This window comes from Streptomyces capillispiralis (assembly GCF_007829875.1).
In the GTDB taxonomy this organism is placed as follows: domain Bacteria; phylum Actinomycetota; class Actinomycetes; order Streptomycetales; family Streptomycetaceae; genus Streptomyces; species Streptomyces capillispiralis.
Genome location: NZ_VIWV01000001.1, coordinates 1568176 through 1593034, shown reverse-complemented (window position 1 = coordinate 1593034; position 24859 = coordinate 1568176). Strand labels below are relative to the sequence as shown.

Annotated in this window: 24 protein-coding genes; 5 read left to right on the top strand and 19 right to left on the bottom strand. The window is 73.0% G+C overall.

What is annotated here, in order from left to right; genetic code table 11:
* Positions 1 to 21 precede the first annotated feature (21 nt).
* On the top strand, positions 22 to 1218 hold the full coding sequence (gene mgt / locus FHX78_RS06425; protein ID WP_373313035.1) for a macrolide-inactivating glycosyltransferase: 1197 nt from the start codon (positions 22 to 24) through the stop codon (positions 1216 to 1218).
* A 110-nt stretch (positions 1219 to 1328) separates the two neighbouring features.
* On the opposite strand, the gene FHX78_RS06420 is transcribed toward mgt, so the two are convergent.
* The gene (locus FHX78_RS06420) at positions 1329 to 3578 is read right to left on the bottom strand and encodes an MMPL family transporter (protein WP_145866500.1); all 2250 of its coding nucleotides are present in this window, start codon (positions 3576 to 3578) and stop codon (positions 1329 to 1331) included.
* 362 nt (positions 3579 to 3940) lie between these two features.
* Here FHX78_RS06420 and FHX78_RS06415 point away from each other — a divergent pair, with 362 nt between their 5' ends.
* The gene (locus tag FHX78_RS06415) at positions 3941 to 4489 is read left to right on the top strand and encodes a DUF1697 domain-containing protein (protein WP_145866499.1); all 549 of its coding nucleotides are present in this window, start codon (positions 3941 to 3943) and stop codon (positions 4487 to 4489) included.
* Between the two features lie 11 nt (positions 4490 to 4500).
* Here FHX78_RS06415 and FHX78_RS06410 read toward each other — a convergent pair whose 3' ends face one another.
* The 15 genes from FHX78_RS06410 to FHX78_RS06340 form a co-directional block, all read right to left on the bottom strand.
* Positions 4501 to 5238, bottom strand: coding sequence for a sirohydrochlorin chelatase (locus tag FHX78_RS06410; protein WP_145866498.1), 738 nt, complete (start codon positions 5236 to 5238; stop codon positions 4501 to 4503).
* 8 nt (positions 5239 to 5246) lie between these two features.
* Positions 5247 to 6137: an ABC transporter permease gene (locus FHX78_RS06405; protein WP_145866497.1), complete on the bottom strand. Its 891-nt coding sequence runs from the start codon at positions 6135 to 6137 to the stop codon at positions 5247 to 5249.
* Positions 6124 to 6912, bottom strand: a complete 789-nt coding sequence (locus tag FHX78_RS06400) for an ABC transporter ATP-binding protein (RefSeq protein ID WP_145866496.1) — start codon at positions 6910 to 6912, stop codon at positions 6124 to 6126. The genes FHX78_RS06405 and FHX78_RS06400 overlap by 14 nt, the downstream gene beginning before the upstream one ends.
* A 36-nt stretch (positions 6913 to 6948) precedes the next feature.
* Complete coding sequence (locus FHX78_RS06395; RefSeq protein WP_145866495.1) at positions 6949 to 8052, bottom strand: aliphatic sulfonate ABC transporter substrate-binding protein; 1104 nt, start codon at positions 8050 to 8052, stop codon at positions 6949 to 6951.
* Between the two features lie 250 nt (positions 8053 to 8302).
* Entirely contained in the window at positions 8303 to 9637 is a 1335-nt protein-coding gene (locus FHX78_RS06385; RefSeq protein ID WP_145866493.1) for a sulfate adenylyltransferase subunit 1, read from the bottom strand.
* A gap of 2 nt (positions 9638 to 9639) precedes the next feature.
* Positions 9640 to 10578, bottom strand: coding sequence for a sulfate adenylyltransferase subunit CysD (gene cysD, locus FHX78_RS06380; protein ID WP_145866492.1), 939 nt, complete (start codon positions 10576 to 10578; stop codon positions 9640 to 9642).
* Positions 10575 to 11111 carry an adenylyl-sulfate kinase gene (cysC, locus tag FHX78_RS06375; RefSeq protein WP_145866491.1) on the bottom strand — a complete coding sequence of 179 codons (537 nt, stop codon included), beginning with the start codon at positions 11109 to 11111 and terminating at the stop codon, positions 10575 to 10577. Before cysC ends, cysD begins: the two co-directional genes overlap by 4 nt.
* Positions 11112 to 11146: 35 nt before the next feature.
* Positions 11147 to 11857, bottom strand: a complete 711-nt coding sequence (locus tag FHX78_RS06370; protein ID WP_145866490.1) for a phosphoadenylyl-sulfate reductase — start codon at positions 11855 to 11857, stop codon at positions 11147 to 11149.
* The gene (locus FHX78_RS06365; protein WP_145866489.1) at positions 11854 to 12033 is read right to left on the bottom strand and encodes a hypothetical protein; all 180 of its coding nucleotides are present in this window, start codon (positions 12031 to 12033) and stop codon (positions 11854 to 11856) included. The genes FHX78_RS06370 and FHX78_RS06365 overlap by 4 nt, the downstream gene beginning before the upstream one ends.
* Complete coding sequence (locus tag FHX78_RS06360) at positions 12030 to 13727, bottom strand: nitrite/sulfite reductase (RefSeq protein ID WP_145866488.1); 1698 nt, start codon at positions 13725 to 13727, stop codon at positions 12030 to 12032. The genes FHX78_RS06365 and FHX78_RS06360 overlap by 4 nt, the downstream gene beginning before the upstream one ends.
* A gap of 169 nt (positions 13728 to 13896) precedes the next feature.
* Complete coding sequence (locus FHX78_RS38045) at positions 13897 to 13980, bottom strand: putative leader peptide (protein ID WP_310887545.1); 84 nt, start codon at positions 13978 to 13980, stop codon at positions 13897 to 13899.
* 127 nt (positions 13981 to 14107) lie between these two features.
* Complete coding sequence (locus tag FHX78_RS06355; RefSeq protein ID WP_145866487.1) at positions 14108 to 14680, bottom strand: GNAT family N-acetyltransferase; 573 nt, start codon at positions 14678 to 14680, stop codon at positions 14108 to 14110.
* Positions 14681 to 14764: 84 nt separating this feature from the next.
* Positions 14765 to 16051, bottom strand: coding sequence for a hypothetical protein (locus FHX78_RS06350; protein ID WP_145866486.1), 1287 nt, complete (start codon positions 16049 to 16051; stop codon positions 14765 to 14767).
* A 201-nt stretch (positions 16052 to 16252) separates the two neighbouring features.
* Positions 16253 to 17542 (bottom strand): GAF domain-containing protein, encoded by a 1290-nt coding sequence (locus tag FHX78_RS06345; protein WP_229923970.1) that lies wholly within the window; start codon positions 17540 to 17542, stop codon positions 16253 to 16255.
* Positions 17543 to 17798: 256 nt separating this feature from the next.
* Positions 17799 to 19433 (bottom strand): acyl-CoA dehydrogenase family protein, encoded by a 1635-nt coding sequence (locus tag FHX78_RS06340; RefSeq protein WP_145866485.1) that lies wholly within the window; start codon positions 19431 to 19433, stop codon positions 17799 to 17801.
* Between the two features lie 89 nt (positions 19434 to 19522).
* Between FHX78_RS06340 and FHX78_RS06335 the strand changes: the two genes are divergently transcribed.
* Positions 19523 to 20662 (top strand): YihY/virulence factor BrkB family protein, encoded by a 1140-nt coding sequence (locus FHX78_RS06335; RefSeq protein WP_145866484.1) that lies wholly within the window; start codon positions 19523 to 19525, stop codon positions 20660 to 20662.
* Positions 20663 to 20684: 22 nt separating this feature from the next.
* Here the strand turns inward: FHX78_RS06335 and FHX78_RS06330 are convergent, their stop codons facing one another.
* Positions 20685 to 21563, bottom strand: a complete 879-nt coding sequence (locus FHX78_RS06330; RefSeq protein ID WP_145866483.1) for an SDR family oxidoreductase — start codon at positions 21561 to 21563, stop codon at positions 20685 to 20687.
* Positions 21564 to 21644: 81 nt separating this feature from the next.
* Here FHX78_RS06330 and FHX78_RS06325 point away from each other — a divergent pair, with 81 nt between their 5' ends.
* Positions 21645 to 22580, top strand: coding sequence for an AraC family transcriptional regulator (locus FHX78_RS06325; RefSeq protein ID WP_145866482.1), 936 nt, complete (start codon positions 21645 to 21647; stop codon positions 22578 to 22580).
* 10 nt (positions 22581 to 22590) lie between these two features.
* Positions 22591 to 23280, top strand: a complete 690-nt coding sequence (locus tag FHX78_RS06320; RefSeq protein WP_145866481.1) for a helix-turn-helix domain-containing protein — start codon at positions 22591 to 22593, stop codon at positions 23278 to 23280.
* Here FHX78_RS06320 and FHX78_RS06315 read toward each other — a convergent pair.
* The gene (locus FHX78_RS06315; protein ID WP_145866480.1) at positions 23260 to 23664 is read right to left on the bottom strand and encodes a VOC family protein; all 405 of its coding nucleotides are present in this window, start codon (positions 23662 to 23664) and stop codon (positions 23260 to 23262) included. The two genes, FHX78_RS06320 and FHX78_RS06315, sit on opposite strands and share 21 nt — an antisense overlap.
* A gap of 65 nt (positions 23665 to 23729) precedes the next feature.
* Positions 23730 to 24836 carry an NADAR family protein gene (locus tag FHX78_RS06310; protein WP_145871711.1) on the bottom strand — a complete coding sequence of 369 codons (1107 nt, stop codon included), beginning with the start codon at positions 24834 to 24836 and terminating at the stop codon, positions 23730 to 23732.
* Positions 24837 to 24859 lie beyond the last annotated feature (23 nt).

Sequence of the window (24859 nt, the reverse complement as noted above, 5' to 3'; positions counted from 1 at the left end):
CGTCTCGCTTACGGTCGGGGCATGACCAGTCCCGCTCACATCGCCATGTTCTCCATCGCCGCCCACGGCCACGTGAACCCCAGCCTGGAGGTGATCCGCGAGCTCGTGGCGCGGGGGCACCGGGTGACGTACGCCATCCCGCCGGTCTTCGCCGAGAAGGTCGCCGAAACCGGGGCCGAACCCAGGCCGTGGACCAGTACGCTGCCGGGCCCCGAGGCCGATCCCGAGGCCTGGGGCAGCACCTTGCTGGACAACGTCGAGCCGTTCCTGGCCGACGCGATCCAGGCACTCCCGCAGCTGATCGAGGCCTACGACGGGGACGAACCGGACCTCGTCCTGCACGACATCACCTCCTACCCGGCCCGCGTGCTCGCCCACCGCTGGGGCGTGCCCGCGATCTCCCTCTCCCCGAACCTGGTCGCCTGGGACGGCTACGAGCGGGAGGTCGCCGAGCCCCTGTGGGCCGAGCCGAAGAAGACCGAACGGGGGAAGGCCTACTACGCCCGCTTCCACGCCTGGCTGGAGGAGAACGGCATCACCCTGCACCCGGACGACTTCGCGGGCCGTCCCGACCGCTCGATCGTCCTGATCCCCAAGGCGCTGCAACCGCACGCCGACCGCGTCGACGAGCGGACGTACTCCTTCGTCGGGGCCTGCCAGGGCGACCGTGCCGCCGAGGGCGACTGGCAGCGTCCCGCCGGCGCGGAGAAGGTCGTGCTGGTGTCGCTCGGCTCGGCGTTCACCAAGCAGCCCGCCTTCTACCGGGAGTGCGTCAAGGCCTTCGGCGACCTGCCCGGCTGGCACCTGGTGCTCCAGGTCGGCCGGCACGTCGGCCCCGCCGACCTGGGCGAAGTGCCGGAGAACGTCGAGGTGCGGTCCTGGGTGCCGCAGCTCGCGATCCTCCGGCAGGCCGACCTGTTCGTCACCCACGCCGGGGCCGGCGGCAGCCAGGAGGGGCTGGCCACGGCCACGCCGATGATCGCCGTACCGCAGGCCGTGGACCAGTTCGGCAACGCCGACATGCTCCAGGGGCTCGGGGTGGCCCGGCACGTCCCGGCGGACGAGGCGGACGCCGAGGTGCTGCGGGCGGCGGCCCTCGCCCTCGTCGACGACCCGGAGGTCGCCCGGCGGCTGAAGGACATCCAGGCCGGGATGGCCCGGGAGGGCGGCACGCGCAGGGCGGCCGACCTGATCGAGGCGGAGCTGCCGGCACGCTGACGTGACCGCGGGCGCGGCGGCATCCCGGAAGCACCGGGCGGCGCGACCCACCCCCACCCACGAAGAAGGGCCAGGCGGAGAACCGCCTGGCCCTCGTCACGCCCGCCGGATCACACCGGCACCCGCTCGCCCTCGTCCTCCCGGGCCTTCGACGGCGCCACCGCCTCCGGGGACTCGTCGTGCGTCAGGTCGGGCATCCGGTGCAGCCACTTCGGCAGGTACCAGTTGCGCTCGCCGAGCAGCGTCATCACCGCCGGCAGCAGCACACCGCGGATGACCGTCGCGTCGATGAGCACCGCCGCCGCGAGGCCGACGCCCATCTGCTTCATGGACTGCATGGACAGCGTCCCGAAGATCGCGAACACGGCGACCATGATGACGGCGGCGCTGGTGACCACACCGGCCGTGGTGACCACCCCGTGCCGGACCGCGTCCCGCGTCGTCCGGCCCCGCAGCCGGGCCTCGCGGATCCGGGAGACCACGAACACGTGGTAGTCCGTCGACAGCCCGAACAGGATCACGAACAGGAACAGCGGCAGCCAGGTGATGATCGCGCCGACGCCCTCCGCGCCCACCAGGGACGCGCCCCAGCCGTGCTGGAAGACCGCCACGAGGATGCCGTACGCGGCACCCACCGACAGCAGGTTCAGCACGATCGAGGTGACCGCGACCGTCAGCGAGCGGAACGACAGCAGCATCACCAGGAAGGCGAAGACCACCACGAAGGCGAAGACCGGGACGACGGAACCGACCACCTGGTCGTTGAAGTCCTTCGAACCGGCGACCTGCCCGGTGACCGGCGCCTCGACGCCGTCCACCTCGCCGAGCGTGGCGGGCCGCACCTCGTCGCGCAGCTTCTCCAGGCTGGCGGCCGCCGCGTCCTGGTCGGAGCCGCCCACCAGCGGCACGTAGACGAAGGCCACGTTCTGCTGGTCGTGCAGCCTGATCTCGACCGGTCCGCGCGAGGCACCCGAACTGATCGCCCGCTCACGGAAGTCGGCGAGCGCCGCCTTCACCTCGGGCGCGTTGATGTCGTCCGCCTTGACGACGACCTCGGCCGGCTCGGAGCCGCCCGGGAACGCCTCGTTGACCCGGTTGTACGTCTGCACGATCGGCAGCGAGTCGCCGAACTCCTGGTCCAGGGTGAGGTTCTGCGTCTTCATCCCGACCGCGGGAGCCGCGACGGCCAGCAGCGCACCCGTCGCCACCACCACGGACAGCACCGGCTTGGCGAGCACACCCTTCAGTACGGCCGACCAGAACCGGCTGTCGCTGCCGCCACGGGTGCGCCGCCGGCGCAGGAACGGCAGCCGCCCCTTCTCGACCCGCTCGCCCAGCAGCGACAGGAGCGCGGGCAGGACGGTGACGGAACCGACCATGGCGACCGCCACGACCATCAGCGAGGCCAGGCCCATCGCCTCGAACTCGGCGAGCCCGGTGAACAGCATGCCCGCCATCGCCACGCACACCGTGACACCGGAGACGACGATCGCGCGGCCACTGGTCGCCGCGGCGACCCGCAGCGCGGTCTGCGCGTCCCGCCCGGCCGCCCGCTCCTCGCGCTCGCGGCGCAGGTAGAACAGGCAGTAGTCGACCCCGACGGCCAGGCCGACCAGCAGCATCACCGAGTTCGCGGTCTCGCTCATCGGCTGCAGATGGCTGACCAGGCCCATCAGGCCCATCGTCGCCATGATCGCGGTGATCGCCAGCGCCACCGGCAGCAGCGCCGCCACCAGCGCGCCGAACGCGATCAGCAGGATGCCGAGGGCCACCGGCACCGCCGAGTACTCGGCCTTCTTGAAGTCGTCGCCGAACGCGTCGTCGAACGTCTTCATCATGCTGGCGCCGCCGATCTCCTCGATCCGCAGCGACTCGTGTTCCTCCTGGACCTCCTCCACGGCCTTCAGCACCGGCTCGACCCGGTCACCCGCGGTGTCCGAGTCGCCGCGCACGTCGAACTGGACCAGCGCGCTGCGCCCGTCCTTCGACACGGTGCCGCTCTCGTACGGCGAGGTGACGTCCGTGACCTCGCCGGTCCGCTCCACGGCCGTGACGACCGCGGCGACCGCCGACCGGAACTCCCGGTCGGTGGCCGTGAGACCCCCGTCCCTCGCCTGGACGAGCACGGTCTCGCCGGCCGGCTCCTCGATGCCGGCTTCCTCGATGATGCGGGCGGCGGTACTGGTCTCTCCCTTGAGCTGATCGCGGTCGCCGACGTCGACCCGGCCCGCGGCCGAACCGAGTCCCATCGCCAGCACCACGAACAGCACCCAGATGCCGACGGCCGCCCAGCGGTGCCGGGCGCTCCAGCCGCCTGCCCGGGCGGCGAGGCCCCGTACCCGCGCGTCTGCGTTCCCCATGACGGGCTCGCTTCCTGCGTGTGCGGCAGCGACCTCCTGCCGCCACCTTTCGCTTTCGACGGTATGGGCCGGATAAGCCCGTATCGTCGTGCTGCCCGGTGAAGCTCCGGACCCCGGAGTCATCCGATCGGCGCCCGTCCCCTCCCCACTGGGGAGGACGGTGGCCCCCTACATCCACCGGCGTGCTCAGGGGCCCCGGGGAGCCGGTCCCGCGCATTCCGCAGCCTTGTTGAATAAGTCACAGACGCGTGTACCGGTTGATCCACGCCCCACCGTTCCGCCAGAGTTTCGCCCGTCCGCCACAGGCGGCCCGGCCGTCGTGCCCACCCCCACGGGGCACGACGGCCACCTAGGCTGTCGCCATGGCGACGAGATACGCGGCCCTGCTGCGCGGGATCAACGTGGGCGGCAGCAGGAAAGTCCCGATGGCCGAACTGCGCGCCGTCCTGGAGGGACTGGGCCACGAGCAGGTGCGCACCCATCTCCAGAGCGGCCAGGCGGTATTCACCGCGGGCCACGGCGACGAGGCGTCACTGGCCGCCGAGTTGGCGGCGGCGATCGAACGGAACTTCGGCTTCGGCGTGGACGTGATCGTGCGCGACCACGCCTATCTGAAGGCCGTCGTCGACGCCTGCCCGTTCCCGGCCGCCACCCTGGAGGCCAAGCAGCTCCACGTCACCTACTTCTCCGCGCCCGTCACCCCCGAGCGCTTCGCCGGGATCGACCGGGAGGCCTGCCTCCCCGAGGAGTTCCGCCTCGGCGACCGCGCCCTCTACCTGTACGCCCCGAGCGGCCTCGGCCGCTCGAAACTCGCCGCGCTCCTGGCCGCGCCCCGCGTCACGAAGGGCCTGATCGCCACCACCCGCAACTGGAACACGGTGGTGAAACTCGCCGAACTCACCGGCGACTGACCGACGGCCGGTCAGGCCCCGACCGCCGCGAGCACCGGCGTCCGCGCCCGGTCGTACCGCTCCAGCAGGACCCGCGCCACCTCCGGCGCCGGACCCAGGACGTCCGCCAGGACGTCCGCCTCCGCCGCGCCCCGGGCGATGCGGTCCGGCAGGAAACCGGGCGCCAGGACATAGGGCGCGACGGCGACGCGCGCGCAGCCGAGGGCGCGCAGTTCCCGTACCGCCTGCTCGGTGCGGGGAAGGGATGCGGAGGCGAACGCAGGCCGCACGGCGCACCAGCCGGTGTGCCGCCACTCCCGCGCGATGTCTGCGATCACTGCGATCGCCTCCGGGTCGGTGGACCCCGCCGAGGCCAGCACGACCCCGGTCGAGGACTTGTCGGCGGGCGTCAGGCCCGCCTCGTACAGCCGGCGCTCCAGCGCCGCCAGCAGCAGCGGCGAGGGGCCGAGCACCTCGGCCTGCCGGATCCGCAGCCGCGACGGGGCCTGCGCCAGCACCGCCGGGATGTCCGCCTTGGCGTGGAAGGCGCGGGTCAGCAGCAGGGGCAGGGCGACCACGTCGCGCACGCCCTCCGCCGCCAGGGACTCCAGCACCCGCTCCACCGAGGGGAGGTTGAAGTCCAGGAAGCCGGTCTCCACGCGCAGTCCCGACCGCAGCGACCGCACCCGCCGCACCAGGGCGTGCACGGTCGCGGCGTGCCGCGGATCGCGGCTGCCGTGGGCGATGACGAGCAGAACCGGACGGTGCATGATGTGCCTCAGCCCTTCACCAGCAGACCGCGGCTGCGCAGCACCCACCGCTCCAGCGGGCTGAAGACCAGCAGGTCGATCGCGATGCCGACGGTCAGGATCAGCAGGATGGCCTCGAAGACCATGGCCATGTCGCTGGCGTTGCGGCCGTTCTCCAGCAGCTGGCCGAGGCCCACGCCGAGGTCGGGGAAGGACGCGATGATCTCGGCGGCCATCAGGGACCGCCAGGAGAACGCCCAGCCCTGCTTCAGCCCCGCCACATAGCCGGGCAGCGCGGCCGGCAGCACGATGTGCCAGGTCCCCTTCAGCCCCGTCGCGCCCAGCGTGCGGCCGGCCCGCAGGAACAGCGGGGGCACCTGGTCGACCCCGGAGACCAGGCCGTTCGCGATGGAGGGGACCGCGCCGAGCAGGATCACCGCGTACATCATCTGGTTGTTCAGGCCCAGCCAGATCACCGCCGGCGGCACCCACGCCACCGACGGCAGCGACTGAAGACCGGACAGGATGGGGCCGATCGCCGCGCGGACGAACCTCACCCGCGCCACCAGCAGCCCCAGCGGGGTGCCGATCAGCAGCGCGAAGAAGAAGCCGAGCAGGCCGCGCGAGACGCTGGTCCAGATGTAGCCGAGCAGTTCGCCCTCGAGCCACGCCTGGCGGACGACGTCCCACACCGCGCCCGGCGCGGGCAGCTTCGTCGGGTCGTCGACGATCTCGAAGGAGACCAGTGCCTGCCACCCCGCCAGCACCAGCGCGACGGCGACGACGGGCGGCAGGATCTTCTCCACGAAGGTCTGCCGCAGCGGCTTGCGTCCGGTCTGCACCGTCTCCAGTGCGTCGAGTCCCGCCTCCAGACCGGCGAGGTCGCCCGAGTCCTTGGCGGTCGTCTCAGTGCTGGCCATGACGGCGGATCTCCCCACGGAGTTCTTCGGTGATCTCGACGGACAGTTCCGCCACGGCGGTGTCCTCGATACGGCGCGGATGCGGGATGCCGACCGTCCACTCGCGGGCGACCCGGCCCGGACGGGAGGACAGCAGCACCACCCGCTGCGCGAGCCGGACGGCCTCGCGCACGTTGTGCGTGACGAACAGGACGGACAGCCCCGTCTCCCGCCAGATCCTGGTCAGCTCGTCGTGCAGCACGTCCCGGGTGATGGCGTCCAGCGCCGCGAACGGCTCGTCCATCAGCAGCAGGTTGCTCTCCTGGGCGAGCGCCCGGGCCATCGCGACCCGCTGCCGCATACCGCCGGACAGCTCGTGCACCCGCTTGCCGTACGCGCCCTTGAGCCGGACCAGTTCCAGCAGCTCCTCGGCGCGGCCGCGGCGCTCGCCCTTGGCGACACCGCGCAGCTTCAGGGCGAGCTCGATGTTCTTGCCCGCGGTCAGCCACGGGAAGAGGGCGTGCTCCTGGAACATCAGGGCCGGCCGGCCGTCGGTGGTGATGGTGCCGGCCGTGGGGCGGTCGAGCCCCGCGACCAGGTTGAGCAGGGTGGACTTGCCGCAGCCCGAGGCACCCAGCAGGGTGACGAACTCACCGGGCGCGACATCGAGGGTGATGTCGTCCAGCACGAGCTGCCGACCGGCGGGGCCGGCGAACGACTTCGAGACGTGCTCGATCCGGGCGGCGTGCGTGACCGCCTCGGTGCCGTCGGCGGCCTTGGCGAGGGTCGTGGCCATGGTCGTCACCTCCTGGGAACTCGTAGGGATGCGGGCTTACTCGGCGCCGAGACCGGCGTCGTCGACAGCGGGCTCGCCCGCGGCCTTCAGGACCTTGTTGAGCGGCGTCAGGTCGTAGATGCCGTCCAGGTCGGGCCGTTCCAGCAGGCCCGCCTCGACGGCGTGGTCCGCCTGCACGGCGAGGGTCGCCGCCAGCGGGTCGTCGGTGAACCGGATCGACTCCCACGCCGGGTCCAGCACCTCGGCGGGCAGCGCCTTGCCGGTGTCGGTCGCCAGCCGCTCGTTGGCGGCCGCCTTCGCCTCGTCCGGATGGGCGTTGATCCACCGGTTGGCCTCGACGGACGCCTTCAGCACCGCCTCGACCGCCTCCGGGTGCTCCTCGAGGAACTCCTGCCGCACGACGATGTTCGTGATCACGAACTTCCCGTCCGGCCACAGGGACGCCTCGTCCAGCAGCACCTTGCCGCCCTCGGCGACCAGCTTCGACGCGGTCGGCTCCGGCACCCAGGCACCGTCGACCGAACCGGACCGGAAGGCGTCCGGGGTGACCTTGTTGTCGCTGCGGACGACCGTCACGTCGCCCTTGCCGCTCTGCGGGTCGACCTTCCAGCCCTGCTCGGCCGCCCAGTGGAGGAAGGCGACGTCCTGTGTGTTGCCGAGCTGCGGCGTGGCGATGCGCTTGCCCTCGACGTCCGCGACCGACTTCACCTCGTCCGGGTCCACCACGAGCTTCACCCCGCCGGAGGCCGCGCCGCCGACGATCCGCAGGTTCTCGCCGCCGGCCCTGGTGTAGCCGTTGACCGCGGGCGACGGGCCGATGAAGCCGATGTCGAGGGAGCCCGAGTTGAGCGCCTCGATCTGCGACGGCCCCGCGTTGAACACCGCGTACTTCGCCTCCGTACCGCCGAGCTCCTTCTGGAAGAAGCCCTTCTGGTTGCCGACCAGCGCGGTGCCGTGGGTGAGGTTGCCGAAGTAGCCGATCCTGACCGAGTCGAGACCGTCGACCTTCTCCGCCCCGGCGGCGACCTTGACGGTGTCGTCGTCCTTCGCCTGGGAGCCGTAACCGCAGGCGGCCAGGGCGAGCAGCGGCAGCGCGGTCAGGACCGCGAAGGCGCGGCGCAGGGCTGGTGTGGCAGGCACGGGAGGTGTTCCTCTCGGAGGCCCGGCGGTCACGGTCGGTCAGACCGCGGCCGGGTGGTCGGCGGGTTTTCGCCTACGGCGGCGGGGAGTGCGGGCGCGCGAGGGGTGCGCGGACGTCAGCGCACACATCGCCCCACCCCGCCCAGCCCGCTCCCCAGGGCGCCTCCCCCGGACTTCGTCCGGGGGGACCCCCAGCCGAAGCGGCCGCCCTCCTTGGCGAACAGGGAGTGGGAATCGGGGGAGTTCATGCTCAGAAGTCCCACCCGTCGTCGTCGGCCGCGTCCTTGACGGGCTCCGGCGCGGCGAAGGACTCGCCGACCATGCCCGCGGTGAGCGTGGTGCCGTCGCTGGGGTCGATGAGGATGAACGAACCGGTGCGCCGCGAGTCCGCGTAGGAGTCGGCGGGCAGCGGCTCGGCGGTGCGGATCTTCACCCGGCCGATGTCGTTGGCGGTGAGCTGCCCGGGGTGCGGGTGCAGCGACAGGTCGTCCAGCGTCAGCCGGGACGGGATGTCCTTCACGATCGCCTTGACGGTGCGGGTGCCGTGCTTGAGCAGCACCCGGTGGCCGACGGTCAGCGGCTGGTCGGCGACGTGGCACACGGTGGCCTCGACGTCCTGCGAGGTGGCCGGCGCGTCCTTGCTGGGGACGAGCAGGTCACCGCGGGAGATGTCGATGTCGTCGGCCAGCAGCAGCGTCACCGACTGCGGCGTCCAGGCGATGTCGACGGGCTTGCCCAGCAGGTCGATCCCGGTGATCGTCGTGGTCCGGCCGGACGGCAGCACGGTCACCGCGTCGCCCACCCGGAACGTGCCCGCGGCGATCTGCCCGGCATAGCCCCGGTAGTCGGGGTGCTCGGCGCTCTGCGGGCGGATCACGTACTGCACGGGCAGCCGGGCGTGGCAGTGCGCCAGGTCGTGGGCGACCGGGACGGTCTCCAGGTGCTCCAGCACGGTCGGCCCGCCGTACCAGTCCATGTGCGCGGACGGCTCCACCACGTTGTCGCCGGCCAGTGCCGAGATCGGGATGGCGGTCACCTCGGGGACGCCCAGTTCGGTCGCGTACGCCGTGAACTCCTCGGCGATCGCGGCGAACACCGGCTCCCGGTAGTCGACCAGGTCCATCTTGTTGACGGCGAGGACGACGTGCGGGACGCGCAGCAGGGCGGCGATGGCGGCGTGCCGACGGGTCTGCTCCACGACGCCGTTGCGGGCGTCGACCAGGATGACGGTCAGCTCGGCCGTCGAGGCTCCGGTGACCATGTTGCGGGTGTACTGCACATGGCCCGGGGTGTCGGCGAGGATGAACCGGCGCCGCGGCGTGGCGAAGTAGCGGTAGGCCACGTCGATGGTGATGCCCTGCTCCCGCTCGGCGCGCAGGCCGTCGGTGAGCAGTGCCAGGTCGGGGGTGTCCTGGCCGCGGCCGGCCGACGCCCGCTCCACGGCCTCCAGTTGGTCGGCGAGGACCGACTTGGAGTCGTGCAGCAGCCGCCCGACCAGGGTGGACTTGCCGTCGTCGACGGAACCGGCGGTGGCGAACCGCAGCAGGGTGGTGGCCGAGAGCTCCTCGGCCGTGACGGTGCTCATGTCTAGAAGTACCCCTCGCGCTTGCGGTCTTCCATCGCGGCCTCGGAGAGCTTGTCGTCGGCGCGCGTGGCGCCGCGCTCGGTGAGCCGGGAGGCGGCGATCTCGGTGATCACCTTCTCGATGGTGTCGGCGTCGGAGTCCACCGCGCCGGTGCAGGACATGTCGCCCACGGTCCGGTAGCGCACCAGCCGCTTCTCGACCGTCTCGCCGTCCTTCGGGCCGCCCCACTCACCGGCGGTCAGCCACATGTTGTTCCGCTGGAACACCTCGCGCTCGTGCGCGTAGTAGATCTCCGGCAGTTCGATGTTCTCGCGGGCGATGTACTGCCACACGTCCAGCTCGGTCCAGTTGGACAGCGGGAACACGCGGACGTGCTCGCCGGGGGCGTGCCGGCCGTTGTAGAGGTTCCACAGCTCGGGGCGCTGGCGGCGCGGGTCCCACTGGGAGAACTCGTCGCGCAGCGAGAACACCCGCTCCTTGGCCCGGGCCTTCTCCTCGTCGCGGCGTCCGCCGCCGAAGACGGCGTCGAACCTCTCGCTCTGGATCTTCTCGGTGAGCGGCACGGTCTGCAGCGGGTTGCGGGTGCCGTCCGGACGCTCCTTGAGCACCCCGCGGTCGATGTAGTCCTGCACGGAGGCGACGTGCAGCCGCAGTCCGTGCTCGGCGACCGTGCGGTCGCGGTAGGCGAGGACCTCGGGGAAGTTGTGCCCGGTGTCGACGTGCAGCAGTGAGAACGGGACCGGCGCGGGGGTGAACGCCTTCAGCGCCAGGTGCAGCATGAGGATGGAGTCCTTGCCGCCGGAGAACAGGATCACCGGCTTCTCGAACTCGCCCGCCACCTCGCGGATGATGTGCACCGCCTCGGACTCGAGGGCGTCCAGGTGGGAGAGGGCGTACGGGCTGTCCGTGCCCTCCTCGACGGTCGCGACGGTCGTCGTCATGCCAGTCCCCTTTCGCTGAGCAGGGCGTACACCGACGCCGCGGACTCCTGCACGGTCTGGTGCTGCGACTCGATCCGCAGATCGGGCGTCTCGGGCTCCTCGTACGGGTCGTCCACACCGGTGAGCCCGGTGAGTTCGCCCGCCGCCTGCTTGGCGTACAGGCCCTTCACGTCGCGTACGGAGCACACATCGACCGGGGTCGCCACGTGCACCTCGACGTACGGCGTGCCGTTCGCCTCGTGCCGCTTGCGGACCGCGTCCCGGCTGTCCGCGTACGGGGCGATGACCGGGACGAGCGCGGTCACGCCGTTGCGGGCGAGCAGTTCGGCGACGAAGCCGATGCGCTGCACGTTGGTGTGCCGGTCCTCGCGGGTGAAGCCGAGGCCCGCGGAGAGGAACTCGCGGATCTCGTCGCCGTCGAGCACCTCGACCCGGCGGCCCCGCTCACGCAGGCGGCCCGCGAGTTCGTGGGCGATGGTGGTCTTGCCGGCGCTCGGCAGACCCGTGAGCCAGACGGTGGCTCCGGTCGTCACGTCGGTCTCCTGGTTCGTTGAAGGCGCGGTCATGGTCAGCCGTGCAGTCCGCACTCGGTCTTGGAACGGCCCGCCCAGCGGCCGGCGCGGGCGTCCTCGCCCTCCAGCACCCGGCGGGTGCAGGGCGCGCAGCCCACGGAGGCATAGCCGTCCGTCAGCAGCGGGTTCGTGAGGACGCCGTGCTCGTCGACGTACGCTTGCACGTCTTCCTGTGACCACTTCGCGATGGGGGAGATCTTCACCTTGCGCCGCTTCTCGTCCCAGCCGACGACCGGGGTGTTCGCCCGGGTCGGGGACTCGTCGCGGCGCAGGCCGGTCGCCCAGGCCAGATAGCCCTTCAGACCTTCCTCCAGCGGCCGCACCTTGCGCAGGGCGCAGCACAGGTCGGGGTCGCGGTCGTGCAGTTTCGGGCCGTACTCCGCGTCCTGCTCGGCGACCGTCTGCCGCGGGGTCAGCGTGATGACGTTCACGTCCATCACGGCCTCCACCGCGTCCCGGGTGCCGATGGTCTCCGGGAAGTGGTAGCCGGTGTCGAGGAACACCACGTCGACGCCGGGCAGTGCGCGCGAGGCGAGGTGGGCGACCACCGCGTCCTCCATCGAGGAGGTCACGCAGAAGCGGTCGCCGAAGGTCTCGGCGGCCCACCGGAGGATCTCCAGCGCGGAGGCGTCCTCCAGGTCGCGGCCCGCCCGCTCGGCCAGCGCCTTCAAGTCGCCGGTGCCGAGGTCTTCCTGAACAGCCGTCATGTCCGGTCCCCTCCCGTGTCGGATCGCTCCGGTCCCCGGGCGAGCAGCCCGAGGAACTTCAGCTGAAAGGCCCGGTTGCACGCGCCGCATTCCCAGGCGCCGTGGCCCTGTTCCCCGGGGCGCAGGTCCTCGTCGCCGCAGTAGGGGCAGTGGAAAGGTGCCGCGCGCTCGCTCACGACAGGGCCTCCTCCGACGCGCGGCCGACCCAGGCCGCGAACCGCTCGCCGTCCTCGCGCTCGGCCTCGAAGCGCTTGAGGACCCGCTCGATGTAGTCGGGCAGTTCGTCGGCGGTGACCTTCAGACCGCGCACCTTGCGGCCGAAGCCCGCCTGGAGGCCGAGCGCGCCGCCGAGGTGCACCTGGTAGCCCTCGACCTGCTCGCCCCGGTCGTTGAGCATCAGCTGGCCCTTGAGACCGATGTCCGCCACCTGGATGCGGGCGCAGGCGTTGGGGCAGCCGTTGAGGTTGATGGTGAGCGGCTCGTCGAAGTCCGGGATGCGGCGCTCGAGTTCGTCGATCAGCGAGGCGCCGCGCGCCTTGGTCTCGACGATGGCGAGCTTGCAGAACTCGATGCCGGTGCAGGCCATGGTGCCGCGCCGGAAGGGGGAGGGCCTGGCGCTGAGGTCCAGCGCCTCCAGGGACTCCACGAGCGAGTCGACCCGGTCCTCCGCCACGTCGAGGATGATCATCTTCTGTTCCACGGTGGTGCGGACCCGGCCCGAGCCGTGTGCCTCCGCGACATCCGCGATCTTGGTGAGGGTGGTGCCGTCGACCCGTCCGACGCGCGGGGCGAAACCGACGTAGAAGCGGCCGTCCTTCTGGCGGTGCACGCCGATGTGGTCGCGCCACCGCTGCACCGGCTGCTCGGGCGCGGGCCCGTCGGTCAGCCTGCGCCCCAGGTACTCGTCCTCCAGCACCTGGCGGAACTTCTCCGCGCCCCAGTCGGCGACCAGGAACTTCAGACGGGCCCGGTTGCGCAGCCGGCGGTAGCCGTAGTCGCGGAAGATCGACAGGACGCCCTCGTAGACGTCGGGGACGTCCTCCTCGGGCACCCAGGTGCCCAGCCGCACACCCAGCTTGGGGTTGGTGGACAGACCGCCGCCGACCCACAGGTCGAAGCCCGGCCCGTACTCGGGGTGGCGGACGCCGACGAACGCGACGTCGTTGATCTCGTGCACCACGTCGAGGACGGGCGAGCCGGAGATGGCCGTCTTGAACTTGCGGGGGAGGTTCGAGTACGCCTTGTTGCCCAGGACGCGCCGCTTGATCTCCTCCAGCGCCGGGGTGCCGTCGATGATCTCGTCCTCGGCGATGCCGGCGACGGGGGAGCCGATCATCACGCGGGGGGTGTCGCCGCAGGCGGTGACCGTGGACAGGCCGACGGCCTCCAGGCGGTCCCAGATCGCGGGCACGTCCTCGATGCGGATCCAGTGGTACTGCACGTTCTGCCGGTCGGTGATGTCGGCGGTGCCGCGCGCGAACTCCTGCGAGATCTCACCGACGACGCGCAGCTGAGCGGTGGTCAGCGCACCGCCGTCGATGCGCACCCGCAGCATGAAGTACTCGTCGTCCAGCTCCTCCGGCTCCAGGATCGCGGTCTTGCCGCCGTCGATCCCGGGCTTGCGCTGGGTGTAGAGGCCCCACCAGCGCATCCGCCCGCGCAGGTCGTTGGGGTCGATCGAGTCGAACCCGCGCTTGGAGTAGATCGTCTCAATGCGTGTCCGCACATTGAGACCGTCGTCGTCCTTCTTGAACTGTTCGTTGCCGTTGAGCGGGGTGAAGTGACCCGCGGCCCACTGGCCCTCGCCGCGGTGACGGCTCACCTTGCGGCGGGGAGTCGCGGCGTCAGGCTTCTGCGGGGTGGCGGCCATGGCGATTACGTCCTTCGGGACAGCGACGGATGGGGTCGGCAGGTGGTGCCGTCGATGCGTTGCGGCGGGCGGGATGCTCTGACCTGCGCATACGGGCGCACGTGCAGACTCGCGCGTCATTGCGCGGAGAAGGGGGTGAAGAGGAGATGTCGGGCGCTGCTGGGTGCTCTCAGCGCGCCGGACAGATGGCGCTGGACATGCGGCCGAGGTCGACGTGCCGCCGACTCACCAAGGCGATTCCAGTTCCAGGCATGACGGAAGCGTGTCATGGCGATCTGGACACAGTCCAGCTTCGTCCAAAATTCGGACACCCTTGTCTCGAATGCAGAGACAAGGGTGTCCTTGGTCACAAGCGTCGCGGGCGGTCTTGTCCGCGCTGGTCAGGCGGGGTAGGCGCCCGGCCACGGGCCCGGCGTCGCCACCTCGGGCTCCTCCTCGACCTTGGTGTCGAACACGGTGAAGCCCCGGCGCCGGTAGTTGTCCAGGGCGTGGTCGCCGTCCTTGCTGCAGGTGTGCAGCCACACCCGCGTGGTCGGCTTCCGTCCCGGCCACCGCTCCGCCAGGTCCCAGGCGCGCGCCGCGCCGTACGACAGCAGGTGACCGCCGATCCGCCGCCCCCGGAAGGCGGGCAGCAGCCCGAAGTAGACGATCTCCACGGCGCCGCCGTCCTGCGCCTCCAGCTCCACGTACCCGGCGGGTGTCCCGCGGTCGTACGCGACCCAGGTCTCCACGCCCGGCCGGTCCAGGTGCGCCAGCCACCGCGCGTACGTCCAGTCCAGCCGGTCGGTCCAGCGGATGTCACCGCCGACCGAGGCGTACAGGAAGCGGCTGAACTCGGGCGAGGGCACCGCGGAGCGGACGATCCGCACGTCCCCCTCGGGCACGGCGGCCGCGAGGAGGTCGGTGGGCGCGGTCTGCTCCAGGGACCAGGTGGTCACGGGGATGGTCGTCATGCCCGAAAGGGAAGCATCCGGCACGAGCATCTGTCGAACGCCTGATCGGCACCAGCGGGATCGAAGCCCTGGAGCGAGCGGGTCCTAGTCGAGCGACCGGTCGACCGAGGCCAGGGGCAGGGCGAACAGCACGCGGCCGGACTGCGACCAGAGGTCACCGGTCTCCTGCCAGTAGGAGAGGGAGGCCGTCGGTCCGCTCCAGCAGCGGTGCGTCTCGTCCGCCCCACAGCGGGTGGGACGGGCCCCGTCCGCGTCCTGCCGCCACAGCGTGCCCCGCTCGTCCCGCGCCCCGGCCGTCCGGCCCAGGTACCAGCCCGACCGGTACGACAGCACACCGCGCACCCCGGTCAGTTCGGTCTCGTACGCCGCGATCGCGTGCGCGTGGGCGACCGGGTCGGTCTCCAGCAGGCCCGCGCGCTCCGGGTCGGTGGCGAACGCGTACCGCCACAGCCGGGTGGGTCCGTCCTCGTCGGCGGGTGTCTCCTCGTGGGCGACCAGGCTGTCCGGCGCCGTGCTGCGGTCCAGGGAGATACCGCCCGGCAGGGGAGCGCCGGCCCCGTTCGCCCGGTAGGAGGCGACGGCCGGCAGGACGTACCGCGCTCCCGCGGCCGACCAGCCGCCGGGCACCCGGCCGACGGACGTGCCGTTCACGGTGGTCCGCTGGAGCCGGTCCACGTCGTACACGTACAGCGCCCCGGTCTCGCCCCGGCCGGCGGTGACCAGCAGCTTGTCCTGGTACCAGACCATGCCGGACACGGTGGAGCCGAGCCCGCGGTAGTCGCGGCCCTCGGCCACCGGAACGGTCAACAGGGCCCAGGTGTAGCGGGGGCGGTCCGGGTCACCGGCGTCGACGAAGGCGACGCGGGCGAGGGTGCCCCCGGCCGTCGTGCCCGCCGTGCTCCAGCCGGAGAGGATCACCCGGTGCTCGCCCCAGTGGCCGTCGTCGTCCGCGTCCCCCGAGGTGGTCACCGCGCCGGGCTGCCAGCCCTCGGTGTCGGCGGCCGGCCAGCAGTACGCCCGCGTCGCGGCCGGCTCGACCGGCAGCGCACGGCGGTCGTCCGCCGTGCAGTCCCGCGCGTCGCGCAGCGCGCCGTCCGGGTCGGCGAGCACGTCGGAGACGCCCACGGGCCGGCCCATCCCCTCGGAGAGCCGGTCGAGCGCGTCGCGCGGGACGCCGTGCTCGGCCAGCCGCAGCGGCGTGGTCTCGGAGGAGGCGGTCAGCGGCTTCAGCGCCCCGGGGTCGTCGGCGTCCGTGGCCTGCGAGGCACTGATCATGGTGGCGGCCGCGGTCAGGGCGAGGGCGGTCCCGGCCAGCGCCGCCCGCAACGCCCTGCCCCGCCTGCGCCGGCGGTGTCTGCCGCGATGCTTCATAACCGTCCTCCCGGGGCGGGCCAACTGCGTCCGGTGATCCGTGGGTTGACCGTGGAGCAGAAGGGGTGGCCCGTACCGGGATGCTACGACAGCGGACCGCCGCGGGAGGTGAAGACCCTGCAACTATGCGGAAGGACCGCCTCTTGAGCGGGGCCCCGGGCACGCCTGTACGACCCCCGGCGGCCTTGACGGGGCGCCCCCTCACCCGTCCGCGGACCGCCCCGCGGGCCCCGGTCCGGGCCGGTGGTCCGGCGCCGGGGGCACCGGGTGCGGGAAGAGGTGACGGGGGTCGTCCGGGAGGAGGATCTCCACCTCGGCGGTCTCCGTGAAGCGGTAGGGGCGGTGGTCCAGGAGGGTGCCCAAGTAGCGCCGCACCCGCGACATCTCCGCGCGCACCGTCACCGTACGGGCCGGGTCGCCGAAGACGTCCCGGGCGAGCGCGGCCGCGCTGCGGCCGGCGCGGTGGACCGCCAGCAGGTACAGCAACTCGGCGTGCCGCGGGCTCAGTTCCCGCGTCCACGAGCCCGCCCCGCCGGACACCGCCAGCGACCGGCGGCGCGGCACCCGCAGGTCCAGCACCACCCGGGTCGCCCCGCGCGCCACCGGCTCGTCCGCCGCCCGCACCAGCCAGCCCCCGGCCAGCGGCTCCAGCGAGCACCGCCCCAGCGCCGGCAGCCACCGCATCCCCGCCGACACCGACGCGGGCAGCGCCAGCCGCCCGGTGTACGGCATGCCCGTCACCGCCGCCGTCCACCCGTGCCGGTCCACCACCAGCGCCCGCCCGTCGATCCGGGCCAGCACCGGCGCGGCCACCGCGCGCAGCCGCTCCAGCGACCGCACGTGCCGCTCCCGCAGCCGCGCCTCGGCGAGCTTGGCCACCGAGTCGACCCACGCCAGCGTGGCCGGGTGCATCGTCTCCAGCGGCCCGCTCACGTCCACCACGCCGATCAGCCGCCCGTCCCGGGGGTCCCTGATCGGCGCCCCGGCACACGTCCAGGTGGCGTGCGAGCGCACGAAGTGCTCGGCGGCGAAGACCTGCACCGGACGCCCCGTCACCGCCACCGTGCCCACCCCGTTGGTGCCGACGACGTCCTCGCGCCAGTCCGCGCCGACCTCGAACCCCAGACCGTCGGCCTTGCGCAGCACCGGCGTGCTGCCCTCCCGCCACAGCACCCGGCCCTCCTCGTCGGCCACCACCATGATGTGGTGGGCGACGTCCGCGACCGACAGCAGCCCCTCCCGCAGCACCGGCAGCACATGCCGCAGCGTCGAGGACTCCCGGCGCCGCTGCACCTCCTCACGGGAGAGCAGCCCGCTGCGGACGTCGCGGTCGGGATCGACGCCGCTGCGCAGCATCCGCTCCCAGGACTGCCCGATCACCGGGCGCGGAGCCACGGGCGCGCGCTGCCCGGACAGCGCCGCGGAGCGGACCTCGTCGAGCACCCGGGCCGCACGCGTCGTGTCGACGCCGGCGAGCTGCGTCACGTCCATCGGCGAGAGTGCCACCGGTCCTCCCGGAAAAAGGCTGTAGTCCCCATACTGCCGTCCGCGCCCCGTCACGGACGGCCGGTACGGCCACCGCGCCGCCAAGTTGCAACCCATTGCAACCCTGGTGGGACGGCCCGGGCATGTTTGAAACTTGAGCGACGCCGTCCCGAGCGGCGTCCACGGCTCGTAAGGGGCCAGTGCGGCGGGGGTGGTGCCGTGTCGGCGCAGCACCACCCCCGCGTCGCGCCCGCCGTGCCGCTCAGGACACCGGCCGGGCCCGCTCCACCACCGATGCCAGGTCCAGCGTGTGCGGCAGCGTCCCGAAGACCGCGCCCCCGTCCCCGCCCAGCCGCGCCGCGCAGAACGCGTCCGCCACCTCCGGCGGCGCGTACCGCACCAGCAGCGACCCCTGGAGCACCAGCGCCAGCCGCTCCACCAGCCGCCGCGCCCGCCCCTCGACGCCCTCCAGGTCCGCCAGTTCGGTCAGCAGGTTCTTGATCGCCCCGTCCAGCCGGTGATCCGCCCCGCGCGCCTGCCCCACCTCCCGCAGATACGCGTCCAGCGCCTGCGGCTCCCGGCGCAGCGCCCGCAGCACATCCAGCGCCTGGACGTTGCCCGCGCCCTCCCAGATCGAGTTCAGCGGCGACTCCCGCACCAGCCGGGGCATCCCCGACTCCTCCACGTACCCGTTCCCGCCCAGGCACTCCGCCGCCTCCACCGCGACCGGCGCGCACCGCTTGGTCACCCAGTACTTGGCCGCCGGCACCGCGATCCGCAGCAGCGCCCGCTCCTGCTCCCCGCCGTCGTCGTACGCCGCCGCCAGCCGCAGCGCCAGCGTGGTGGCCGCCTCCGACTCCAGCGCGAGATCGGCGAGCACGTTGCGCATCAGCGGCTTGTCGACGAGCTTCCCGCCGAACGCCTCCCGGTGGGAGCAGTGGTGCACCGCCTGCGCCACCGCCTGCCGCATCAGCCCCGCCGAGCCCAGCACGCAGTCGAGCCGGGTCGCCGCCACCATCCCGATGATGGTGCGCACCCCGGCGCCCTCGTCGCCGACCCGGCGCGCCCACGTCCCGTCGAACTCGACCTCGGCGGAGGCGTTGGACCGGTTGCCCAGCTTGTCCTTGAGCCGCTGGATGAGGAACACGTTGCGCGTGCCGTCCTCCAGGACCCGCGGCACGAGAAAGCACGTGACGCCGCCGGGCGCCTGCGCCAGCACCAGGAAGGCGTCCGACATGGGGGCCGAGCAGAACCACTTGTGCCCGGTCAGCTCGTACGCGCCGTCCTCGGCGAGCGGTCTGGCGGCCGTCGTGTTCGCCCGTACGTCGCTGCCGCCCTGCTTCTCCGTCATGCCCATCCCGAACAGCGCGCCGGGCTTCCGTCCGGCGGGCCGCAGGGCGGGGTCGTAGATCACCGAGGTCAGCCGGGGCTCCCACACGGCCGCCAGCGCCGGGTCGGCGCGCAGCGCGGGGACGGCGGCGTGGGTCATCGACAGCGGGCAGCCGTTGCCGGCCTCGACCTGCGTCCACACCTGGAACGCCGCCGCCCGCCGCACATGCCCGCCCGGCCGGTTCCAGGCCGCCGTCAGCCCCGCCGAGACGCCCTTGCCGAGCAGCCGGTGCCAGGCGGGGTGGAACTCGACCTCGTCGACCCGGTGGCCGTAGCGGTCGTGGGTGCGCAGCCGCGGCGGATGCTCGTTGGCCTGCACCCCCCACTCCTGCACCTGCGCGGAGCCGGCCGTCCGCCCGAGCGCGGCCAGTTCGGAGCGCCCCTCCTCCAGCACCTCCGGATCCAGGTGCCGCTCGACCGCCTCGACCAGGGCCCGGTCGGCGCCGAACACGTCGTACTGCACCAGCGGCGGAGCCTGGTTGGTCACGGTGTGCGTGGTGCTTGCCATGTCCCGAACGTACCCCGCGGCGGGCCCCGCTCACCCGGGGAACCGGCCTGTGGGTGAGTGCGACCAGGCACGACGGATACCTTTAGGTCGTGCAGCCAGCAAGTGAATCCCCCGACGCGCCCTCCGGCCGCCTCCACCGGGCCCGGGCCCTGTACCGGAACGTCTCCAAGCGCAGGACGGCCTGGCTGCTGCTGAAGGACACCGTCAACTCCTGCATGGAGTACCGCATCCTGGGCCTGGCGGCCGAGGCGGCGTTCTTCACGCTGCTGTCGGTGCCCCCGCTGCTGCTGAGCATGATCGGCCTGCTCGGCTACGTCGACGCCTGGACCGGCGCCGAGACCATCCAGAGTTTGCAGACCAACCTCCTGGAGGCCTCCCGCACGGTGCTCTCCGACCGGGGCGTGAAGCAGATCGCGGAGCCGATCCTGGACGACGTGATGAAGGGCGGCCGGCCCGACGTCATCTCCCTGGGATTCCTGCTCGCCGTCTGGTCGGGCTCCCGCGCGGTGAACGTCTTCATCGACACCATCACCGTCATGTACGGCCTCGACGGCGTCCGGGGGATCGTCAAGACCCGGCTGATGGCCTTCCTGCTGTTCATCGTGGCGCTGGTGATCGGCTCGATCGCGCTGCCGCTGATGGTCGCGGGACCGGACGCGGTCGTCCGGGTCGTCCCCTGGTCGACGACGGTCGTGCAGATCCTGTACTGGCCGGTCGTGATCCTGCTGTCCATCGCCTTCCTGACCACCCTGTACCACGTGTCCGTGCCCGTGCGCTCGCCGTGGATCGAGGACGTGCCCGGCGCGCTGGTCGCGCTCGGCATGTGGGTGCTCGGCAGCTTCCTGCTGCGGATCTACCTCACCAACACCGTCGAGGGACCGACCATCTACGGCTCCCTGGCCGCCCCCGTCGCCGTCCTGCTGTGGATCGGTGTGTCCGCGTTCGCCGTGCTGGTCGGCGCCGCCGTCAACGCGGCCATCGACCGGGTCTGGCCGGCCGCCGCCACGGCCGCGGCCCGCGAGGCCAACGAGCGGCTGCGGCAGGCGCAGGTCGCCGAGTACGTCGCCCGCACCGCCGCGGCCGGCGGGGCCGACCCCGACATGCCCTCCGAGTTCCCCGAACGCTGGTCGCGCTTCCTGCCGCCGGAGGACGTCACGGCCCGGCTGCGCACCCATGTGCGCACCACCCACCCGCGGCACGGGGACGGACCGCACCACGAGGAGAAGTGACGGACCCGGGCGGCGCCGGGGCTCACGCCGCCCAGGTCCCGGCCGCCGCCGCCTCCCGCACGACGTCGGCGAAGTCCCGCGGCTCCCGCCCCAGCACCTGCCGCACCCCGTCCTCCAGGTGCGCGTTGCGGCCGTCGAGCAGGGTCTCGAACAGCTCGACGAGGAAGCTGGCCTCCTCCCGGGGCACCCCGAAGCCTGTCAGCGCCTCGCCGTAGTCGCGCGCCGGAACCGCCCGGTACGCCAGCGGGCGCCCCGCCGCCGCGGCGATCTCCGCCACCGCCTCCCGCCAGGTCAGCAGCCGGGGCCCGGTCACGGCGACCGTCCGCCCCACGTACCGCTCCCCGCCGGTCAGCGCGGCCACCACCACCTCCGCGATGTCCCGCACGTCCACGAACGGCTCGCGCACCTCACCCGCCGGGAACACCAGCTCCCCGCGCCGCACCTCCTCCGCCAGCGGTCCCTCGCTGAGGTTCTGGGCGAACCAGGCGGCCCGTACGACCGTCCAGTCCGCGCCCGACGCGCGCAGCGCCTCCTCGGTGGGCAGCGCCTGGTCCTCGCCCCGCGTGGACAACAGCACCAGCCGCCGCACGCCCAGCCCGAGGGCCGCGCGGGCGAGCCCGCCGACCGCCTCGGCGCTGCCGGGTGCGCCGACGTCCGAGGGGTGGACGAGATACGCCGCGTCGGCCCCGCGCAGGGTGTCCGCCCAGGTCGACGGGTCCTCCCAGTCGAACCCCGTCGCCCGCGACGCCGGCCGCACCGTCAGCCCCGCCGCCTCGGCGGCCCGCGCCACCCGGCTCCCGGTACGCCCCGAGGCTCCGGTGACGACCAGGGTCATGCCCGTCGTACGCGGCGCGCCGTCCGTGTCGTCCGTCCGCCGCGCGCTCTTCGCGTTCTGTGTCATGCCGTCGAGTCAACCGCCGTACGCCGCCCGGAACCATCGCCGAACGGCTCGTCCCCATAAGCCCGCGTCTACGCTGGCCCCATGGACGCACTCACCGGCCTGCTCGAGGGCCCCCGCGCGCGGGGCGCGTTCATGATCAGGGCCGGTTTCGACCCCCCGTGGGCGGTCCGCGTCGAGGACCGCGCCCCGCTGACGTTGATGCTCCTGGTCCGCGGCGAGGCGTGGATCGTGCCCGACGAGGGGGAGCGGCTGCTGCTGCGCCCCGGCGACCTCGCCGTCGCGCGCGGCCCCGGCCCGTACACCTGCGCCGACGACCCGGGCACGGCACCGCAGGCGCTGATCCTGCCCGGCGGCGCGTGCCACCACCCCGACGGGCGCCCCCTCAACGGCGTCATGGACCTCGGTGTGCGCACCTGGGGCGACCGGCCGGACGGGGAGACGGTGATGCTGATCGGCACGTACCGCATGCGGGGCGAGATCGGCGGCCGGCTGCTGGACGCGCTGCCGCCGCTGCTGTCCCTCACCACCGACATGTGGGACTGCCCGCTCACCCCGGTCCTCGCCCAGGAGGTCGTGCGCGACGCACCGGGCCAGGAGGTCGTCCTGGACCGGCTGCTGGACCTGCTGGTCATCGCCGCGCTGCGGGCCTGGTTCGCCCGGCCGGAGGCGGCGCCGCCCGCTTGGTACCGGGCGCGGGCGGACCCGGTCGTCGGCCCCGTGCTGCGGCTGCTCCAGGACGACCCCGCCCACCCGTGGACGGTCGCCGCGCTCGCCGCGAAGGCCGGGGTCTCCCGCGCCGCCCTGGCCCGCCGCTTCACGGAGCGGGTCGGCGAACCCCCGATGACGTACCTCACCGGCTGGCGGCTCGCCCTCGCCGCCGACCGCCTGCGCGACAGCGACGACACCCTCGGCGCGATCGCCCGCCGGGTCGGCTACGGCAGCGCCTTCGCCCTGTCCACCGCCTTCAAACGGGCGTACGGGGTCAGCCCGCAGGAGTGGCGGACCGGGGCGGCGTAGCCTGGACGGCGTGTACAGCGAGCGGGCGTCACGGCTGCCGGGCGCGGTCCTGTGGACCAACACCCCGTCCGGGGACGGCCGGGGGCGGGTGCTGCCCGACGGCTGCATGGACCTGCTGTGGCACGAGGGCCGCCTGCTGGTCGCCGGCCCCGACACGCGCGCGCACCTCACCGACGGCCCGCCGAGCACCTGGGCCGGCATCCGCTTCCGCCCCGGTACCGCCCCCGCCCTGCTGGGCGTCCCCGCGCACGAACTGCGCGACCGCCGCGTCGACCTGGCCGACCTGTGGCCGGCGACGGCCGTACGGCGGATGACCGCGCGGGTCGGCGCGGCGGCCGACCCCGTGCTCGGTCTGGAGGACCTGGCCCTGAGCCGGGCCGCGGACACCGCCCCGCCCGACCCGCTGCTCGGCCGCCTCGTGGCCGCCCTCGACGCGGGCCGCCCGGTCGCCGCGACCGCCGACGAACTGGGCCTGGGCGCCCGACAGTTGCACCGCCGCTCACTCGCCGCGTTCGGCTACGGCCCCAAGACCCTGGCCCGCGTCCTGCGGCTGCGCCGCGCCCTCGCCCTGGCCCGCGCGGGCGTCCCCTTCGCGGAGACGGCGGCCCGCGCGGGCTACGCCGACCAGCCCCATCTCTCCCGCGACGTACGGCAGTTGACGGGGCTGGCGCTGGGTGACCTACTCGCCGGCCGGGGGTAGCGGCGCGAACAGGTCCACCCCGTTGCCGTCCGGATCGAGGAGGACGGCGTACCGCTGCCCCCACACCGCGTCCCACGGCGCGAGCTCGGACCGGCTCCCGGCGTCGACCATCCCCGCGAACAGCGTGTCGACGTCCGCGGGACCGTCGCAGCGCAGCGCCAGGGAGGTCCTGCCCCCGCCCTTCGGCGGCTCCCAGTCCGGGTGGAAGGACCGCACCACCTCCTCCGTGTCCAGCAGCAGCCGCAGCCCTCCCGGCAGAGCGGCCTCCACGTGTCCCTGGGTCTCGGCTCCCTCAGGAAGGGCGAACCCGAGCCGGCGGTAGAAGGCGACGGAGGCGGCCATGTCGGAGACGACCAGCCCGATGGCATCGAAGCGTGCACTCATGAGGCCACCGTAGGACCGGGCGCCCCCACCGGTCTTGAAGGAATCGGACACCCCGCCGGGGGCGGTCAGTCCGGCTGTCCGGCGTGGAGTTCGGACCGGACGAGTTCCAGGAGACGGCCGGTCCAGTTGCGCCCCTTGCCGTGGCCGTCGCCCCAGAACGCGGAGTCGGAGTCGTTGTAGACGAGCGTCGCGTCCCCGGTGGCCAGGAGGGCGCGGGCGAGCTCCGGGTGCCGGGTGAACTTGGCCCGCAGCAGCCGGGCCATGACGGCCGTCCGGGACGCCTCCCAGCCCTCGGCGCGATCGGCCGCCGCGGCCAGGTCCCGGGCGGCGAAGGTGCTCTCCGCCGCCGCGAACGCCGCCCGCACGGCCGGGTCGGCGACGGAGAGGGCCCAGTAGGCGTGCGTGACGGTCGGGTAGGTGACGCCGTCGACCTCGACGGCGGCCGGGAACTCGTTGCGCAGCGCCTTCGTGCCCGGGTCGTCGGACGGCTTGAGCGGGTAGCTCTCGTACAGGTGCACCGCCGGGGCGAAGCCGGTCGCCGGACCGTCGGCCGGGACGCGCGCCGCCGCCTCGGCGATCCACCCGGCCCGCTCCTCGAAGTAGGACAGCGCCCAGTCGTACGACTCCTGGCTCACCTCCTCGTCCGGGCGGCCCTCGGTGACACCGCCGGGGCCGGCCAGCAGGATTTGCAGCGGCCGGTCCTTGTGGTCCATGTCGCCCAGCGCGTAGTGCCGCTGCGTCACGGGGACGGCGAGGTACGCCTCACGGGCCGCGTCGCGCCTCTCCTCGGTGGGGTCGGCCAGGAACGCGTCCACCGCGGCCAGGCAGCGTTCCGTGGAGTCCGGGCGCCGGTTGAGCCTGTCGATCGTGTCGCGGATCTCGGCGACCAGGATCTCGGGAGTGAGCCAGGTCCGCGACGGGCCGAACGTCCACCGGGCGAGCTGGTGGGCGGACGCCTCCGCGCCCTCCGGGAGTTCGGTCGCCACCCGGCCGCTGCGCACCTGCTTCTCGAACTCCTCCAGGGTGACCAGCCCCCAGCAGTCGACGAGCCCGTCCGCGTAGATGAACAGGTCGATGAGGTGGTAGTCGAAGTTGCGGAGGAAGGCGTGCCGCCAGGTGCCGGGGACGCGTACGCCGTCCGCCGTGCGATAGGTGATCCGGTTGCCGATCATCCGCACATTCTGGAGGACCGGCC